The organism is Nitrosospira sp. NpAV (genome assembly GCF_000832065.1).
Taxonomy (GTDB): domain Bacteria; phylum Pseudomonadota; class Gammaproteobacteria; order Burkholderiales; family Nitrosomonadaceae; genus Nitrosospira.
This window is the reverse complement of the sequence record NZ_JXQM01000015.1, coordinates 1-15,696: the sequence shown is the minus strand read 5'-3', so window position 1 is coordinate 15,696 and position 15,696 is coordinate 1. Positions and strand designations below refer to the sequence as shown.

Here is a 15,696-nt window from a genome sequence, read left to right as displayed (position 1 = left end):
ACATCCATCGCAAAGGAATACACATGAAAATCTTCTGGACAGCATTTACCACCTTCGCCATGCTGGGCTTTCAACCCGCCGCTACGGCATATCAAGATACTTTTTCGAAACAGCGGGAACCCGGCACGAACCCGGCGAGGCAGCAAGCGCTAAAAAATAGTCAGCCAGGATTGGGGCTGGAGAGCAAGCAGCAAGGCCAGGAACCGAAGCCATGGGAGGCGAGGCCGTGGGAGCAGCAGAATGCTACGGACGAGATGAAACAGCAGAAAGCTACGGAGGAGCGACGCCGGGTTGGGAGAAAGGCCCGAAAGGAGCGGCTTGAGCAAAAAAATGAAAATGCCCAGGAATCTGATTATCAGGATGGCGCGACCCAACGTCGGAACAAATGGCAAAGGTATCAGATGGAAAGCGAACGATACAACCCCGGGGGATTTCATCAGAGATAAGGCGATACCCGATGCGATGCGATTCGGATAATACGTCAGTGGTCCATTGGCCTTCCAAATCGCTAAAATCTGTCTTCGCCCAGTCACTTTTTCGCCCGAGTCTTCAAGCCTAACAGGCTGCTTGCGAATCAGATTCTCCGGTATACTTCACAACACAATGCCTGAAACCCTGCTGATTATCACCGCCGCCGCCATTCTCCTGGTAACCATGGCCTTTCTGGTGATCCGGCTCGGCATGCTTTCGTCAATGGTGCGTGACTTGCTGGGGCAACAGGCGAGGATGATGGAAGATAAGCATCGCGACATGCTCAAGGATTTGCACGAAGGCCTCGCGAATCAGGGTGATCGGTTATCCGAAGCGCTTGTTAAAACTTCCGAACAGTTGCGAGGAACGGTGGAGGCACGGTTGGACCAGATCAGTGGACACGTCACCGAGCGTCTTGACGAAGGCTTCAAGAAAACCAACGAAACTTTTACCAGTGTCATGACGCGGCTTGCGACCATCGACGAAGCACAGAAAAAAATAGACAGTCTTACCACCAACATGGTGAGCTTGCAGGAGCTGCTGGGCGACAAACGCTCGCGCGGCGCATTCGGCGAGGTGCAGCTGGAAGCACTGGTGCGCAATATTTTACCCGTAGCAGCGTATACCATGCAGTACACCCTTTCCAATGGCAGTCGCGTGGATTGCGTTTTGCGGCTGCCTCCGCCCACGGGTATGGTGGCGGTGGATTCAAAATTCCCGCTGGAAAACTTTCATCGCATGTTCGATCGTGATGCGGATGAAGCCAGCCGGACAGCGGCGCAAAGGCAATTCAAGGCGGACGTGAAAAAACATGTGGATGATATCGCCGGAAAATACATTCTGCCGCCGGAAACCTGTGACGGCGCAGTGATGTTTGTCCCTGCCGAAGCAGTATTCGCCGAGATCCATGCATACCATTCCGATGTGGTGGATTACGCCATGCAGAAGCAGGTGTGGATAGTTTCGCCCACAACGCTGATGGCGGTGTTGAATACCGCGCGCGCGGTGCTGAAGGATATGGAAACGCGCGAGCAGGTGCATATCATCAAGCATGAGCTTTCCCGGCTCGGCAAGGATTTTGTGCGTTTCGACGAACGCATGAAAAAGCTTGCCGATCATATCCGTCAAGCCAATCAGGATGTGGAGGAGGTACACATCTCCAGCCGCAAGATCAGCCAGCGCTTTGCGCGAATAGACGCGGTGGACGTGGATGCTCCGGAATTGGAAAGCAGCCGTGCGCTGAAATCCGGTGAGGATTGATTCAGAGGCTCCGTAATGTCCTGGAACTTCAAAGACTGGTACCGTCATCGCATTCTTGAAAACGAATCCATCCCGGACGATCTCTGGAAAAAAATAGTAGCGCAACTGAAATTTCTGCGGGGCCTGAGTCCGATCGAACTTAAGCGCCTGCGTGAATGCGTCACGCTGTTCCTTCATGCCAAGCAAATAAGTGGGGCGCATGGGCTGGTTGTCACCGAGGAGATGCATGTGGTGATAGCGGCCCAAGCCTGCATTCTCATTCTGAATCTTGATCTGGATTACTACGACGGATGGGTCGAAATCATTGTCTATCCCGGTGAATTCATTCGCAACTACGAATATGCTGATGAAGCTGGCGTGGTGCATCACGCGAATGAGCCGGTATCAGGCGAATCCTGGCTTGGCGGACCCGTGATTCTCTCTTGGGAAGATACCGTCGCCGCCGAGGCGGGTACCGGCTACAATGTAGTCATACATGAATTCGCTCACAAACTCGATATGCTGAATGGTGATGCCAACGGGTCACCGCCATTGCATGCCGGCATGAGCCAGCAAACCTGGAGCGAAGTATTCAGCCAAGCATACGCTACCTTCTGCCTGGAGGTGGATGCAGCCGAGGCAATGGCGATCGATTCTCATATCAGCTATGACATCGATCCTTATACCGGCTCTTATATCGATCCTTATGCAGCGGAGAGCCCCGCGGAGTTCTTTGCCGTCATGAGCGAAGCATTCTTTGAGATGCCGGTCGTGGTGAAATTGCATTTTTCGACGGTGTATGAACAACTGGCATTGTTTTACCGCCAGGATCCGGCACAACGGTGGATCGAATCATGAGCCAATATTTTATCAGCGCCGATATAGGTGGCACCAAGGTCCTGCTGCAAGCGGCGGAGGCGACGGAGGGTGGCATGCAGGTGCGCTATGAGCGCCGTTATCCCAGCCGCGACTATCCGGATTTTTCCGATATCCTCAGGGATTTTCTGGATCGGGCCGCAATGGCCGGAGCGGGTGGCAATCCGGCATCCGCCTGTTTTGCGGTGGCGGGGCCGATCATGCAACAGCGGGCAACCCTGACGAATTTGCCGTGGGTGATGGATAGCGCGGTTATCGCACACGAATTTTCCATTCCCGATGTCAAGCTCATCAATGATTTTAAAGCTGTAGCGTTGAGCATCGAAATTTTATCCGCGAGCGATTTCATGTCGTTGCAGGCGGGAAAGCTTTACGACAAGGAGATGGGTGTTGTGCTGGGTGCGGGTACCGGCATGGGGGTGGCGTGGCTGATTTGGCAAGATGACCGTTATATACCATTGCCTACTGAGGCGGGGCATGTGGATTTTGCTCCCGCAAATGAATTGCAGGATCACTTGCTTCAATATCTACGGAAGAAGTTTGGCCATGTATCGGTTGAGCGGCTACTATCCGGACCGGGATTGACCAATATTTTCGAGTTCCTCAATTTTCATCATCGGAACGATGCCCCGGAACCGGTGCAAGCCAGCCTGGGGGGTGACTGCGCGGCGCGGGTGGCGGATCTCGCATTCAATCATAAGCATCCTCTTGCGGTAATGGCGATGAATTTATTTGTTGAAATTTACGGTGCTTATGCCGGGAATCTGGCGCTGTCAACGCTGAGCCGTGGCGGCGTATATGTGGCTGGCGGCATTGCGCCCAAAATCATCGATAAATTGAAAGAAGGCGGTTTCATGAAGGCGTTTTGCGACAAGGGGCGTTTCTCCGCCCTGATGAGTGAAATCCCTGTGCGTGTCGTCATGAACCCGGAAGCCGGGTTGCTGGGCGCCACACGCGAGGCGCGGCGCATGCTGCTGGAAAAATGATTGGATTGTCGTCATGCCGCGTTGCTTGTCGTTGCATAGAATAGTATGCGCCTCCTTGCGTCTTGTCTGGCGTCAATCCAGTCATTTCTAATATCTCGCTCCTGTCATTGCTGATCTAAATCCAACAAACTTTTGGTGTTATTAACTTGGCTTGCTGTCAACTCGCGGTCGTCAATAAATGGGCGCGTATCGATGAGATGCGGCACGGAAACGAGGTGTATGGTGGGTCATTCGGAGGAGCCACATCAAGTTGATTATTCTATTGGATAGAAAAATTCCGGCGTATGAATAAAGCATTTATAAAGGAGCCGGAATCGAGCGATGGCCTGGATGAAGATGAGGCCATTGATCCTTTACTCCCTTTACCTCCGGGTAGCAAAAACTACATTACCCCGGGTGGTCATGCACGGTTGATGGACGAGTTTCTCTGGCTGATGAACAAGGAACGCCCTCAAGTGACGGCGACGGTGTCATGGGCCGCCGGGAATGGAGACCGTTCGGAGAATGGCGATTATATCTATGGCAAGAAGCGTCTGCGCGAAATCGATCGGCGCATTCGTTTTCTGACCCGCCGCCTGGATATGGCGGAAATCGTGGACCCCGTTGCACCGAGGGAAGATGACGAACGAATTTTTTTCGGGGCCACGGTGACATTCGCCAATCAGAAAGGTGAAGAAAAAACGGTATCCATTGTGGGTGTTGACGAGATTGACACTTCAAAAGGCTACATAAGCTGGATTTCACCGATGGCGCGTGCGCTGATCAAGGCGCGGGAAGGCGATGTAGTGACGCTGCACGCACCGGGCGGAGTTGAAGAACTCGAAATTCTGGAAGTCAAATACCAGACTATCCCGATGGAATTATTCGGTCAGCGGATCGATGCGGGAAATGAGGAGGCGTGAAAATGCAGGATGCGATGAACGAAGGATATTGCACCGTATGAAAATCCATTCAACACGCCGCTATTGTGGCAGGTTTTGATTCACATCGCTGTCATTATGTTGCGCTATCATTTTTCTAAGTCTATCTAACTCAAGGGAGAATTAAAATGCGGAAGACATTTTCAATTTTCACTGCAAGTATTGTACTTGCCATGAGTTCCACCGTAGAGGCCGGGGGCTTTGACGGGGCGCAGGTGACGACAACGGCCTATTGTTGCACCGCTCCTATGGAAGCGGATCGGATAAGCATACCCCTCACAAAAGTTGTCGGGACGGGAGTCGAGTTTACGTCCGGTTCAATTCAGACGATCAGGGGCTTTAGCATCATCGGCTCAAATATAGATATTGGAGACTCGACAATCGACCTTGACTATGTAGTGAGTTCCCCTTCTGCGAACGGATCCTTTAATGGTTATGTCTTTGACTTCTCCGGCCCGAATTTGCCTGTTATTGCGGGCGTATCCCTTAATCCTCTTTCGACATTCGCAGCGTCCTCAATTGGACTGAGTTTCGACAGCGACACTATTCGTTATAATGGCGCTGGACTCGACATTTCGCCGACTTCGCGAGTTTTAATTGATGTCGTATTTGCGCCAGCCGTGCCGGAACCTGGCACCTATGCCATGCTATTAGCAGGTTTAGGTTTGCTTGGTTTTATGGCACAACATAGAAAAATCTCTTTCCAGTAGAATTGATGGGGACTTTGTTCCCATTCTCTTTAATCTCCATTCTTAATTTGATTCCTGTATATTTTGTTGAGAGTCATTGCGGGTTTTGCCAACAACATATTCTGTAGCACAGTCCATTCAAGTGTCCTCGATTGACGATAAAATCTATCACTTCCCGCGATAATCCATTCTTCAAGCAACTCATCAAGCTGGAAGATTCCGCGCGGCAACGTAGAGCAACCGGCCTGACGTTGCTTGATGGCATTCATCTGATCACCGCTTATCATCTTGCACTAGGTCCGCCGAAGACCCTTATTGTGAGTGAATCGGGTTGCAAGAACATGGAGATAAAACGTTTGCTGGCGGAGCGGGGAGGGGACGTAGATGTGGTTGTGCTGAGCGATGTATTGTTGCGTGAGGCTTCCCCGGTAAAAATGCCCACCGGTATCATGGCGCTGATATCCATTCCTCCGGCCGCAGTCATGCCCGTGCGTGGGGATGGGGGGAGCGAATCCTTTTACGTGCTGCTCGAGGCGATACAAGACCCCGGAAATCTGGGCTCCATCCTGCGTTCCGCCGCTGCTACAGGTGCATGCGATGTCTATTTGTCCGAGGGTTGCGCCGATGCCTGGTCACCCAAAACCCTGCGCGCCGCCATGGGTGCGCATTTCTTGCTGCGCATTCACGAAAGGTCTGACCTGGTGGAAGCGGCGAAAAAGTTCGGCGGCAAAGTCATCGCCATGACTCTGAAAGCGAAAAAAAGCCTTTATCAGACCCGGCTGACCGGCCCGCTCGCATTTGTATTCGGCAATGAGGGGGCGGGGTTGTCGGACGCGGTGCTGCAGGTAAGTGGCGAACAAGCCACCATTCCCATGCCTGGGGGCACGGAATCATTGAATGCGGCGGCTGCGGCGGCGGTATGTTTTTTTGAGAGAGTGAGGCAGACGCAAATGGGTATATGAGGCCATGGCAGTTTAAACTCAATTGGAAAGGCACGAGAATTCAGGCGTGATCATATCGAGGAAATTCTCTTAGGGTGCAACGCGATTTACTTGTGTTCTATGGTACTTTCAACCTCCACCTGCCTGATCCAGCCAATATTCCAGTCCCTGAGCGTTAAGCCCGACATCCAGGCTCAGCAGATCATGAATCTCTTCCTGCGGCAGTTTGCAGCCATGCGCGATGATCCGCTGTAATAATAGTGTTTCGAGTTCTTCCACCAACGCCGCATGCCTGTCGGGGACGCTGCGCAGCTTCCTGGCTATCGTTGCATGGGCATCGATCAGATCGTGCATCTCCCTGGCGTGGCGCGGCAGGTGGCCGATGCGGCCGTAGTGGGTCAGGAAGGCATAGGCTGGATCGTAACTCATGATGCGATTCAGCGAAGCATGGGCCGCCACAGGGTCGAACTGCACGGGCGTAGTGGTCGGAAACACGAACTCTATTCCGTCCACGTCAAATTCTCGATAAGAAAGACCAAATGTGTCGCCGGTAAAAAATGACTGGTTTTTTTTATCGAAGATACAATAGTGATGGCGCGCATGGCCCGGCGTATCCAGGAACAGCAATGGCCTCCCGTTGAAGTCCAGGGTGAAGCCATCCGGTGCTTCAACGATGCGGCTTGCGTCCACCGGACGGATGACGCCGTACATGCGTTTGAATTCCGCTTCGCCGTATACCGTCATTGCACTGGCGACGAGCCGCGCGGGATCGGCCATATGCCGTGCGCCGCGCGGATGCACCACCAGTTTCGCATGGGGAAGGCAGTGCATGAATTCTCCCGCGCCGCCGGCATGGTCGAGGTGTATGTGGGTAACAAACACATAGGCCACATCCTCGGGAGCAAGATTCTTTTTTTGCAATACTTCCATCACGCCGGCAACGGAAGATGAGGTTCCCGTATCCACCAGCGCCGCTTTGCCATTCTCGACGATGAGGTGAATCGCCGCGAGCCCAGGGCGGAGATAGTCCGCATCGATAGCGCTGACACCGTTGTCGTAATCGGTGATACCGGGAAGCGAGGCGGGGGGCGCAGTAAGCGCCTCCGCCCCGTGAGATAAATGGTTGTTCATGGGAAATAAAGTGTGAGACGCAAATTACGCTATCGGCTGTTTCAATTGCTCAAGTATTGCCGGGTTCTCCAGTGTGGAGACGTCCTGGGTAATCTCCTCTCCCTTGGCAAGGGTGCGCAGCAGGCGGCGCATGATCTTACCGGAACGGGTTTTGGGTAGATTATCGCCGAAGCGAATTTCTTCAGGCCGGGCAATGGGCCCGATTTCCTGGGATACCCAGTTGCGCAATTCAACGGCAGTGTTATGTGCATTCTCGCCCTGCGGACGCGTGCCTTTCAGCACCACGAACGCCACGATGGCTTCACCCCTGATTTCATCCGGTTTGCCGACCACCGCTGCTTCCGCGACCAGGGGACTGGCTACCAGCGCGGATTCGATTTCCATGGTACCCAGACGGTGGCCGGAGACATTCAGCACATCGTCAACGCGCCCCATGATCCAGAAATAGCCGTCCAGATCGCAATTGGCGGAATCACCAGCCAGATAGTATTTCCCGCCCAGTTCCTTGGGAAAATAGGTATTCCTGAAGCGCTCCGGGTCTCCCCACAAGGTACGCGCCTGGGATGGAAATGGGCGTTTGATGACAAGGAATCCACCTTTGCCGTTCTCGATATCGTGCCCCGCTTCATCCACAATGGCGGCCATGATGCCGGGCAGCGGCAACGTGCAGGAACCAGGTTTGAGCGGCACCGCGCCAGGTACGGGGGCAATCATGTGGCTGCCCGTTTCGGTTTGCCACCAGGTGTCCACCACCGGGCAGCGGGATTGCCCGACGACAGTGTAGTACCACATCCATGCCTCGGGATTGATCGGCTCGCCCACCGAACCGAGCAGGCGCAATGATGAAAGATCGTATTTTCCCGGCAAATCCGGTCCATTCTTTATGAGGGAGCGAATGGCGGTGGGTGCGGTATAAAATGTGGTCACCTTATGATCCTGAATTATTTTCCAGAAGCGGCCCGCGTCGGGATACGTGGGAACACCTTCGAATACCACCTGGGTGGCGCCGATTGCCAATGGGCCGTATGTGACATAGCTGTGTCCGGTGACCCAACCCACATCGGCGGTGCACCAGAAAATATCTGCGGGCTTGTAGTCGAAAATCCATTTCATGCTCAGGATCGCACCCAGCAGGTAGCCTGCGGAAGAATGTTGCACGCCCTTTGGCTTGCCGGTGGAGCCGGAAGTATAGAGCGTGAATAGCGGATGTTCAGCACCAATCCATTCGGGTTCGCAGACATCGCTCTTGCCGCTGATCAGTTCGTGCCACCAGATATCGCGCGGAGTGTGCCATTGCACGTCCCCGCCACCGCGTCGGTAAACCACCACGGATTTCACCGAATCGGTCCCCCCCAAGGCAATCGCGTCATCCACCGCGGTTTTCAAGTGATTGATCTTGCCGCCGCGGTGTTGCTCGTCAGCAGTAATGACAGCCACCGCGCCCGCATCGATAATCCGTTCATGCAGGCTCTTGGCGGAGAAGCCGCCGAACACCACTGAGTGCGTCGCACCGATGCGAGCGCAGGCTTGCATCGCCACCACGGCTTCAATGCTCATGGGCATGTAGATAATGACACGTTCGCCTTTGCTGATTCCCAGCGACTTGAGTCCGTTGGCAAACCGGCACACGCGGCCGTGAAGATCGCGGTATGTGGCACGAGTGACGCTACCGTCGTCCGCCTCGAAAATGATGGCGATCTTATCCGGCTGAGTAGTGAGATGCCGATCAAGGCAATTGAAGGAAATATTCAGTTCGCCGTCATCAAACCATTTGAAGAACGGGTGGTTGCTTTCATCCAGTACCCGGGTGAATGGTTTGTGCCACAGGATATGTTCCCGCGCCAGCCTGCCCCAGAAAGCTTCAAGATCCTTTTCAGCCTCGGCACAGAGTGATTGGTAAGCTTCCATGCCGGGCAGATTGGCTTGTTTGATGAATTCAGGGCTGGGTGGGAATACGCGGGTTTCATGCAGGATGGATTTAATCGTAGCCACGAGATGCTCCGGTAAGTTTTTTTCTGGAAAAGGGATATACGGTAGATGCAATATTTAGCGAAATTGTATCACTCATATTGGTTTAACCCAGATAATCCAATTAGGCGGCCCGCAGCCTGCCGAAATGCAAGTAGTCGGTCTGCGGCCATTTTCGCCGCTTGTTCAGCGCTCATGGACCCAGTCATGGATTCTCCTCAACCGGCGAAAGCTATCTCGCAACTTGCCTCGCCATCATCTCGCGTGGCAGAGGATTATCTGGTTTTTATGAGGTTTGCCTCCAGATCAAGGATGTAATTGACGAGCATCTATTTCATTAATTCTAAATTTTTGCTAAAATGCCCCAATATTTATGGGCTCTTTCAGCCCATTTTTTGTTTGTGCCGGGGCTATAGGGTCTATGGATCTGCATGAATTGCTTGAATCAACTTTGGCGGGGCTGGGTTATGAACTGGTTGACATTGAGCGGTCGGCGCGTGGCAAGTTGATACGGGTATTTATCGACAAGCCAGAGGGAGTCAGCGTGGATGATTGTGTCGCTGTTAGTAACCATTTGAGCCGGTTGCTTGCGGTTGAAAATATTGACTACGATCGTCTGGAGATATCATCCCCTGGGTTGGACAGGCCGCTGAGAAAGGTAGCCGATTTTATCCGTTTTGGCGGGGAATCGGCTAAGCTGAGATTGCGTGTGGCGCTACAGGGTCAAAGGAATTTTGTCGGGATTCTGCGCGAAGTGAATGATGGTGTATTAAAACTGGAAGTGGACGGAAAAATGCTGGATCTTGAACTGAATAATCTTGAAAAAGCCCGTCTGATACCAAAATTGTAATTTTCCCGAGAATTTGGCTGGAGGTAACATGAGCCGCGAGGTTTTACTGCTGGTGGATGCATTGGCGCGCGAAAAGAATGTCGAAAAGGACATCGTTTTTGCCGCACTTGAATTGGCGTTGGCATCTGCTACAAAAAAGCGTTTCCAGGACGATGCCGATGTGCGCGTATCGATTGACCACCAGACGGGTGATTATCAGTCCTTGCGCCGCTGGCAAGTGATGGACGACGACGCTGTAGAGGATCCGGCACGTCAAATTACGCTGAGCGAGGCGTTGCAACGTGATCCGGAGATCAAGCTGGAAGAATTCGTTGAGGAATTGCTGGAGCCGGTGGAATTCGGGCGTATCGGCGCCCAGGCAGCGAAGCAGGTAATATTCCAGAAGATACGTGATGCCGAGCGCGAGCAGATTCTGAATGATTTTCTCGAGCGTAAAGAGTACATGGTTACCGGTACCATTAAGCGCATGGAACGCGGCAATGCCATCATCGAATCCGGGAGGGTTGAGGCGGCGTTACCTCGCGACCAGATGATTCCCAAGGAAAACTTACGGGTTGGCGACCGCGTGCGTGCCTATTTATACAAGATTGATCGTACCGCCCGGGGGCCGCAGCTCGTATTGTCCAGGATCGCGCCGGAATTTCTGATTAAGTTGTTCGAGCTGGAGGTGCCGGAGATCGAAGAAGGTTTGCTGGAGATCAAGGTCGCGGCCAGAGATCCCGGTTCACGTGCCAAGATTGCTGTAAAGTCCAACGATCAGCGTGTTGACCCGATCGGCACCTGTGTCGGTATGCGTGGCTCCAGAGTCCAGGCGGTTACGGGCGAGCTGGCGGGGGAAAGGGTGGATATCATTTTGTGGTCGGACGATCCGGCCACTTTTGTGATCAACGCGTTGGCGCCAGCGGAAATCAGCAGCATCCTGGTAGATGAAGAAAAACACAGTATGGACATCGTGGTGGATGAAGACAACCTTGCCCAGGCTATCGGCCGCGGTGGCCAGAATGTTCGGCTTGCGTCGGAATTGACTGGATGGGAGCTCAACATCATGACGATGGAAGAGTCCCAGGCAAAAAATGAGGAGGAATTTTCCGTCATTCGCCAGCTATTCATGGAAAAACTTGATGTGGATGAGGAGGTGGCGGATATTCTGGTGCAGGAAGGTTTTACTACATTGGAGGAAGTCGCTTACGTGCCGCTCAGCGAAATGCTGGAAATCGAATCGTTCGACGAGCAGACCGTCAATGAACTGCGCACCCGGGCCCGCAATGCTCTTTTAACCGAGGCTATCGTTAGTGAAGAAAAAGTGGAGCATATAGCCGAAGATCTGCTTTCGCTGGAAGGTATGGACAGTCAAACCGCGCGCGAATTGGCGGCTAAAGGGGTAAATACCCAGGAAGATCTTGCCGATCTGGCTGTGGACGATCTAATGGAAATGGTTGAAATGGATGCCGAACGCGCCAAGCAATTGATTATGGCGGCGCGTGCCCCATGGTTCGCCGCTTCGCCGGATAAAGTATAGCGTTATTAAAGGTTATCAATGTCTCAAATGAATGTAGAGCAATTCGCTAGTGAACTCGGGGTGCTTCCGACCGTATTGTTGGAGCAGCTCCAGGCCGCTGGTGTCAGCAAGAAAATGACCGCAGATAGTCTGACCGAGCAGGATAAAACCCAGCTTCTCGATTATCTGCGCAAGATTCATGGCGCCAAGGAGGAGAAAGGCAAGATCAGCCTGCCTCGCCGGCAGACTTCTGAAATCAAGAAATCGGACAGCACTGGCAAAGCCCGTAGCATTCAAGTAGAAGTTCGCAAGAAACGCGTAGTTGTCAAAGGTGATTTGAGCGACCGGACAACCATCGCAGGCACGCCCGCCGAACCCGCTCCATCGCCGGCCCCGGTAGCTCCTGCACCGGTTCCAACGCCGGTGATAGATGCCGCACAACAGGCGTTGCGTCAGGAGGAGGCAAGGAAACAAGCCGAGTTGATCGCACGGCAGACAGCTGAACTCAGGGAGAAGAAGCAACGCCAGAAGGCCGCAGCCGCTGAGATCAAGGAACCTGAGCCGGTTGTGGTCCCCGTGACCGCTGTCCCTGCAGAGACGCCAGGCGCCACTCCTGCCGCCGCTGCTCCATCCACAGTCCAGGCTGAAGGGGAGACTCCGCAGCCGCAGCCCGCTCCAACAGAAGGTACTCTGCATAAACCGGTGGTCAAGCCGGAGGATAAGGCAGCCAAGGCTGAAAAGAAAAAAAAGCAAACCAAGCAGGTCGTCTGGAAAGACGAGAGAGTTGAGAAGCGCGGCCTTAAGACACGAGGCGATTTATCCAGCGGCAAGGGATGGCGTACGCGGAGGGATAAGCACAGTAAATCTTCCACCGAAGATGTGGCCGTTCACAGTTTTTCCGCGCCGACAGAGCCTGTTGTGCATGAAGTAATGGTTCCTGAGACGATTTCCGTCGGCGCGCTGGCTCAGAAAATGTCTATCAAGGCCGCCGAAGTTATCAAAGCATTGATGAAAATGGGAAATATGGTCACCATCAATCAGATGCTGGACCAGGAAACCGCCATGATCGTGGTGGAAGAATTGGGCCACGTTGCCAAGTACGCGGCACTGGATAGCCCCGAAGCCTTTCTGGTGGATACTGAGACACCCGCCACCGCACTTCAAACGGAGCCACGAGCGCCTGTGGTCACGGTAATGGGGCACGTCGACCACGGCAAAACCTCGCTTCTGGATTATATCCGCCGTACTCGCGTGGCAAGCGGCGAAGCAGGCGGGATCACTCAGCACATCGGCGCCTATCACGTGGAAACCGAAAGAGGCATGGTCACTTTTCTTGATACGCCCGGTCATGAGGCTTTCACGGCCATGCGCGCACGGGGGGCCAAGGTCACCGATCTCGTGGTGTTGGTCGTGGCGGCGGATGACGGTGTAATGCCACAGACAATCGAAGCAATTCATCACGCCAAGGCCGCCAAGGTGCCGATCGTGGTGGCCATAACCAAGATAGATAAACCGGAAGCGAATTCTGAGCGCATCAGGCAGGAATTGGTGACGCAGGAAGTGGTTCCGGAAGACTGGGGTGGCGATACCATGTTCGTTGAGCTGTCAGCCAAGACGGGGCAGGGCATTGACGCGCTTCTGGAAAGCGTGTTGCTCCAGGCTGAAGTGCTGGAGCTTCAGGCGGCTAAGGACGCAGCCGCGAGAGGGATCGTGATTGAATCGCGCCTGGATAAAGGACGCGGTCCGGTGGCGACGATATTGGTGCAGTCCGGAACTTTGAAGCGTGGCGATATTCTGCTGGCAGGGGCGGTATTTGGGCGCGTCCGGGCCATGCTTGACGAAAATGGCAAACCAGTCGAACAGGCGGGACCTTCCATTCCGGTTGAGATCCAAGGGTTATCCGAAGTTCCCGTGGCCGGGGAGGTGGTAGTGGCATTGACCGATGAGCGCAAAGCGCGTGAAATCGCGCTCTTCCGTCAAGGCAAGTTCCGTGACGTAAAGCTTGCCAGACAGCAGGCTGCCAAACTGGAAAATGTGTTTGATCAGAAGGGCGAGGTCAAGGTCCTCGCACTCATCATCAAGGCTGACGTGCAGGGTTCCTACGAGGCGCTGACGCATGCCCTGCAGAAACTTTCGACCGATGAGGTCAGGGTTAACATCATTCACAGTGCCGTAGGCGCGATTACTGAATCCGATATCAATCTGGCGTTGGCTTCCAAAGCGGTTGTCATTGGCTTCAATAGCCGCGCGGATACGGTTGCGCGCAAGCTAATCGGTTCCACCGGCGTGGATGTGCGGTATTACAGCATTATTTACGAGGCGGTGGATGAAATCAAGGCGGCACTGTCAGGCATGATGGCGCCCGATCGCAAGGAAAATATCACGGGTCTGGTGGAAATCCGCGAGGTGTTTCGCATTTCCAAAGTGGGCGCTGTGGCAGGCTGTTACGTACTGGACGGTATTGTCAAGAGAGGTTCGCTGGTGAGATTGCTGCGCAATGGCGAGGTCACTCATACGGGTGAACTGGATTCCCTGAAGCGTTTCAAGGACGATGTAAAGGAGGTTAGAGCGGGCTTCGAATGCGGTTTATCGATCAAAAACTTTAACGATATCCAGATAGGCGACCAAGTGGAAACCTATGAAATCGTCGAAGTTGCGCGTAGCTTGTAATGTAAGGATGGCTCTCTTCCGAGTGGGAAACCATGCCTAAAGACCATTCGCGCACACTGCGCATTGCCGACCAGATCCAGCGTGAGCTGGCCGACCTGATCCGCAACGAACTCAAGGACCCGCGTATAGGCATGATTACCTTGACGGGTGTCGAGGTAAGTCACGATTATTCCCATGCCAAGGTTTTCTACACTACGCTGCGCAGTGAAAATGATAATTTTCTCACCAGCAACGGATTGGAACACGCGGCTGGATTTCTGCGGAGTCATCTGTCTCACCGATTGAAACTGCGCGTAATACCGCAACTTCATTTTATCTACGATGAGTCGATCGAGCGTGGAATGCATCTGTCACAACTGATAGATGAAGCGGTTGCTCAGGAAGGTTCGATAAAAGAAACAGATGGATCGTAATTCCCGCCTGGCGGCATCGAGCATCCACATCACATATTGAACCCGCGGCTATTTAACCCGAATGGGGAGCAGTTCAAACGCATCAAACGTAAAATCAGCGGCGTTCTGCTGCTTGATAAACCTTCCCGCATTTCCTCCAATCAGGCATTGCAAATCGCCAAGCGAATTTTTACGGCGGGCAAGGCCGGCCATACCGGTACACTCGATCCGCTGGCTACCGGCTTATTGCCGATTTGCTTCGGTGAGGCTACCAAGTTTTCATCCGCATTGCTGGGTGCCGACAAGACGTATGAAGCCACGTTGAGATTAGGCTATATCAGTACGACCGGCGATGCCGAGGGTGAAATTTCAGCATGCGATGCGCCTTCCCGAAGTATGAAACCCACGATGTTGCAAGTTGAGACGGTACTACGAAGCTTTATCGGCCCGATTATGCAGGTGCCACCCATGTATAGCGCCTTGAAGCACCGGGGAAAGGCTTTGTATGCCTATGCGAGAGACGGAGTGGAAATCGAGCGGCAGGCGCGCGGAGTCATTATCCATGAGTTAAGTTTGAATATCATGACGGGCGAGGAAATGTCCATCGTGGTCAAATGCAGCACGGGTACTTACATTCGCACTCTCGCTGAAGACATTGGCAAGGCATTGGGTTGCGGCGGAGCGTATCTTACTGCTTTGCGCCGTAGTGTGCTGGACAGTTTCAATCTGTCGCAGGCCTATACGCTGGACGAGCTTGAAACAATGCCGCCGGTACAACGAGACACCTGCTTGCGGCCGGTGGATAGTCTTTTATATGATCTCCCTGCCGCTACTCTGGATGGCGCGGCCGTAGTTTCTTTGCTGCAGGGGCAAGTGGTAAAGGCCTGTTCCTCCATGGGCGGTTTGCCGGAAGGGGAAAAAATTCGATTATACGGTCACGAAAAACAGTTTCTCGGCCTGGGAGAGGTCACGGCCCGAGGGGAAATAGCACCGAGAAGGCTGGTAGGTTAAATCGAATGAGCCCTACGAATTCTGCTTGTCATGCATGCTTTCGGTAACATCCTT

14 protein-coding genes are annotated in these 15,696 nt (G+C 53.5%); 12 read left to right on the top strand and 2 right to left on the bottom strand.

Annotated features, from left to right (window positions below; all coding sequences use genetic code 11):
* Positions 1-23: 23 nt before the first annotated feature.
* The 7 genes from SQ11_RS09980 to SQ11_RS09950 all read left to right on the top strand — a co-directional run bounded on the left by SQ11_RS09980 (position 24) and on the right by SQ11_RS09950 (position 6,143).
* Positions 24-446 carry a hypothetical protein gene (locus SQ11_RS09980; RefSeq protein WP_041514030.1) on the top strand — a complete coding sequence of 141 codons (423 nt, stop codon included), beginning with the start codon at positions 24-26 and terminating at the stop codon, positions 444-446.
* A gap of 157 nt (positions 447-603) precedes the next feature.
* The gene (locus SQ11_RS09975) at positions 604-1,731 is read left to right on the top strand and encodes a DNA recombination protein RmuC (RefSeq protein ID WP_041514029.1); all 1,128 of its coding nucleotides are present in this window, start codon (positions 604-606) and stop codon (positions 1,729-1,731) included.
* 15 nt (positions 1,732-1,746) lie between these two features.
* Positions 1,747-2,568 carry a zinc-dependent peptidase gene (locus tag SQ11_RS09970; RefSeq protein WP_041514028.1) on the top strand — a complete coding sequence of 274 codons (822 nt, stop codon included), beginning with the start codon at positions 1,747-1,749 and terminating at the stop codon, positions 2,566-2,568.
* Positions 2,565-3,572, top strand: coding sequence for a glucokinase (glk, locus tag SQ11_RS09965; RefSeq protein ID WP_041514027.1), 1,008 nt, complete (start codon positions 2,565-2,567; stop codon positions 3,570-3,572). Before SQ11_RS09970 ends, glk begins: the two co-directional genes overlap by 4 nt.
* Before the next feature lie 284 nt (positions 3,573-3,856).
* Positions 3,857-4,474 (top strand): transcription elongation factor GreB, encoded by a 618-nt coding sequence (greB, locus tag SQ11_RS09960; protein ID WP_041514026.1) that lies wholly within the window; start codon positions 3,857-3,859, stop codon positions 4,472-4,474.
* Positions 4,475-4,620: 146 nt separating this feature from the next.
* Complete coding sequence (locus SQ11_RS17885) at positions 4,621-5,202, top strand: PEP-CTERM sorting domain-containing protein (RefSeq protein ID WP_041514025.1); 582 nt, start codon at positions 4,621-4,623, stop codon at positions 5,200-5,202.
* 137 nt (positions 5,203-5,339) lie between these two features.
* Positions 5,340-6,143: an RNA methyltransferase gene (locus SQ11_RS09950; RefSeq protein WP_041514057.1), complete on the top strand. Its 804-nt coding sequence runs from the start codon at positions 5,340-5,342 to the stop codon at positions 6,141-6,143.
* A gap of 108 nt (positions 6,144-6,251) precedes the next feature.
* Here the strand turns inward: SQ11_RS09950 and SQ11_RS09945 are convergent, their stop codons facing one another.
* Together SQ11_RS09945 and acs are read right to left on the bottom strand one after the other, a co-directional pair.
* Entirely contained in the window at positions 6,252-7,253 is a 1,002-nt protein-coding gene (locus SQ11_RS09945) for an MBL fold metallo-hydrolase (RefSeq protein WP_052494149.1), read from the bottom strand.
* Between the two features lie 24 nt (positions 7,254-7,277).
* Positions 7,278-9,245: an acetate--CoA ligase gene (gene acs, locus SQ11_RS09940; protein WP_041514024.1), complete on the bottom strand. Its 1,968-nt coding sequence runs from the start codon at positions 9,243-9,245 to the stop codon at positions 7,278-7,280.
* 397 nt (positions 9,246-9,642) lie between these two features.
* Here acs and rimP point away from each other — a divergent pair, with 397 nt between their 5' ends.
* From rimP to truB, 5 genes are read left to right on the top strand one after another with little or no spacing between them, the layout of a single operon-like run.
* Positions 9,643-10,071, top strand: coding sequence for a ribosome maturation factor RimP (gene rimP, locus SQ11_RS09935; protein ID WP_041514023.1), 429 nt, complete (start codon positions 9,643-9,645; stop codon positions 10,069-10,071).
* Positions 10,072-10,099: 28 nt separating this feature from the next.
* Positions 10,100-11,590 carry a transcription termination factor NusA gene (gene nusA, locus SQ11_RS09930; RefSeq protein WP_041514022.1) on the top strand — a complete coding sequence of 497 codons (1,491 nt, stop codon included), beginning with the start codon at positions 10,100-10,102 and terminating at the stop codon, positions 11,588-11,590.
* An 18-nt stretch (positions 11,591-11,608) separates the two neighbouring features.
* The gene (gene infB / locus SQ11_RS09925; protein ID WP_041514021.1) at positions 11,609-14,239 is read left to right on the top strand and encodes a translation initiation factor IF-2; all 2,631 of its coding nucleotides are present in this window, start codon (positions 11,609-11,611) and stop codon (positions 14,237-14,239) included.
* A gap of 32 nt (positions 14,240-14,271) precedes the next feature.
* A complete protein-coding gene (rbfA, locus tag SQ11_RS09920) occupies positions 14,272-14,652 on the top strand; it encodes a 30S ribosome-binding factor RbfA (protein ID WP_041514020.1) in 381 nt (126 codons plus the stop codon).
* A gap of 36 nt (positions 14,653-14,688) precedes the next feature.
* Positions 14,689-15,642 carry a tRNA pseudouridine(55) synthase TruB gene (gene truB / locus SQ11_RS09915; protein WP_041514019.1) on the top strand — a complete coding sequence of 318 codons (954 nt, stop codon included), beginning with the start codon at positions 14,689-14,691 and terminating at the stop codon, positions 15,640-15,642.
* Positions 15,643-15,696 lie beyond the last annotated feature (54 nt).

Coding starts and splice junctions, on each gene's coding strand:
- rbfA (WP_041514020.1), top strand. CDS start 14,272: ATGCCTAAAGACCATTCGCGCACACTGCGCATTGCCGACCAGATCCAG.
- SQ11_RS09970 (WP_041514028.1), top strand. CDS start 1,747: ATGTCCTGGAACTTCAAAGACTGGTACCGTCATCGCATTCTTGAAAAC.
- SQ11_RS09945 (WP_052494149.1), bottom strand. CDS start 7,253: ATGAACAACCATTTATCTCACGGGGCGGAGGCGCTTACTGCGCCCCCC.
- rimP (WP_041514023.1), top strand. CDS start 9,643: ATGGATCTGCATGAATTGCTTGAATCAACTTTGGCGGGGCTGGGTTAT.
- glk (WP_041514027.1), top strand. CDS start 2,565: ATGAGCCAATATTTTATCAGCGCCGATATAGGTGGCACCAAGGTCCTG.
- nusA (WP_041514022.1), top strand. CDS start 10,100: ATGAGCCGCGAGGTTTTACTGCTGGTGGATGCATTGGCGCGCGAAAAG.
- SQ11_RS17885 (WP_041514025.1), top strand. CDS start 4,621: ATGCGGAAGACATTTTCAATTTTCACTGCAAGTATTGTACTTGCCATG.
- SQ11_RS09980 (WP_041514030.1), top strand. CDS start 24: ATGAAAATCTTCTGGACAGCATTTACCACCTTCGCCATGCTGGGCTTT.
- greB (WP_041514026.1), top strand. CDS start 3,857: ATGAATAAAGCATTTATAAAGGAGCCGGAATCGAGCGATGGCCTGGAT.
- infB (WP_041514021.1), top strand. CDS start 11,609: ATGTCTCAAATGAATGTAGAGCAATTCGCTAGTGAACTCGGGGTGCTT.
- SQ11_RS09975 (WP_041514029.1), top strand. CDS start 604: ATGCCTGAAACCCTGCTGATTATCACCGCCGCCGCCATTCTCCTGGTA.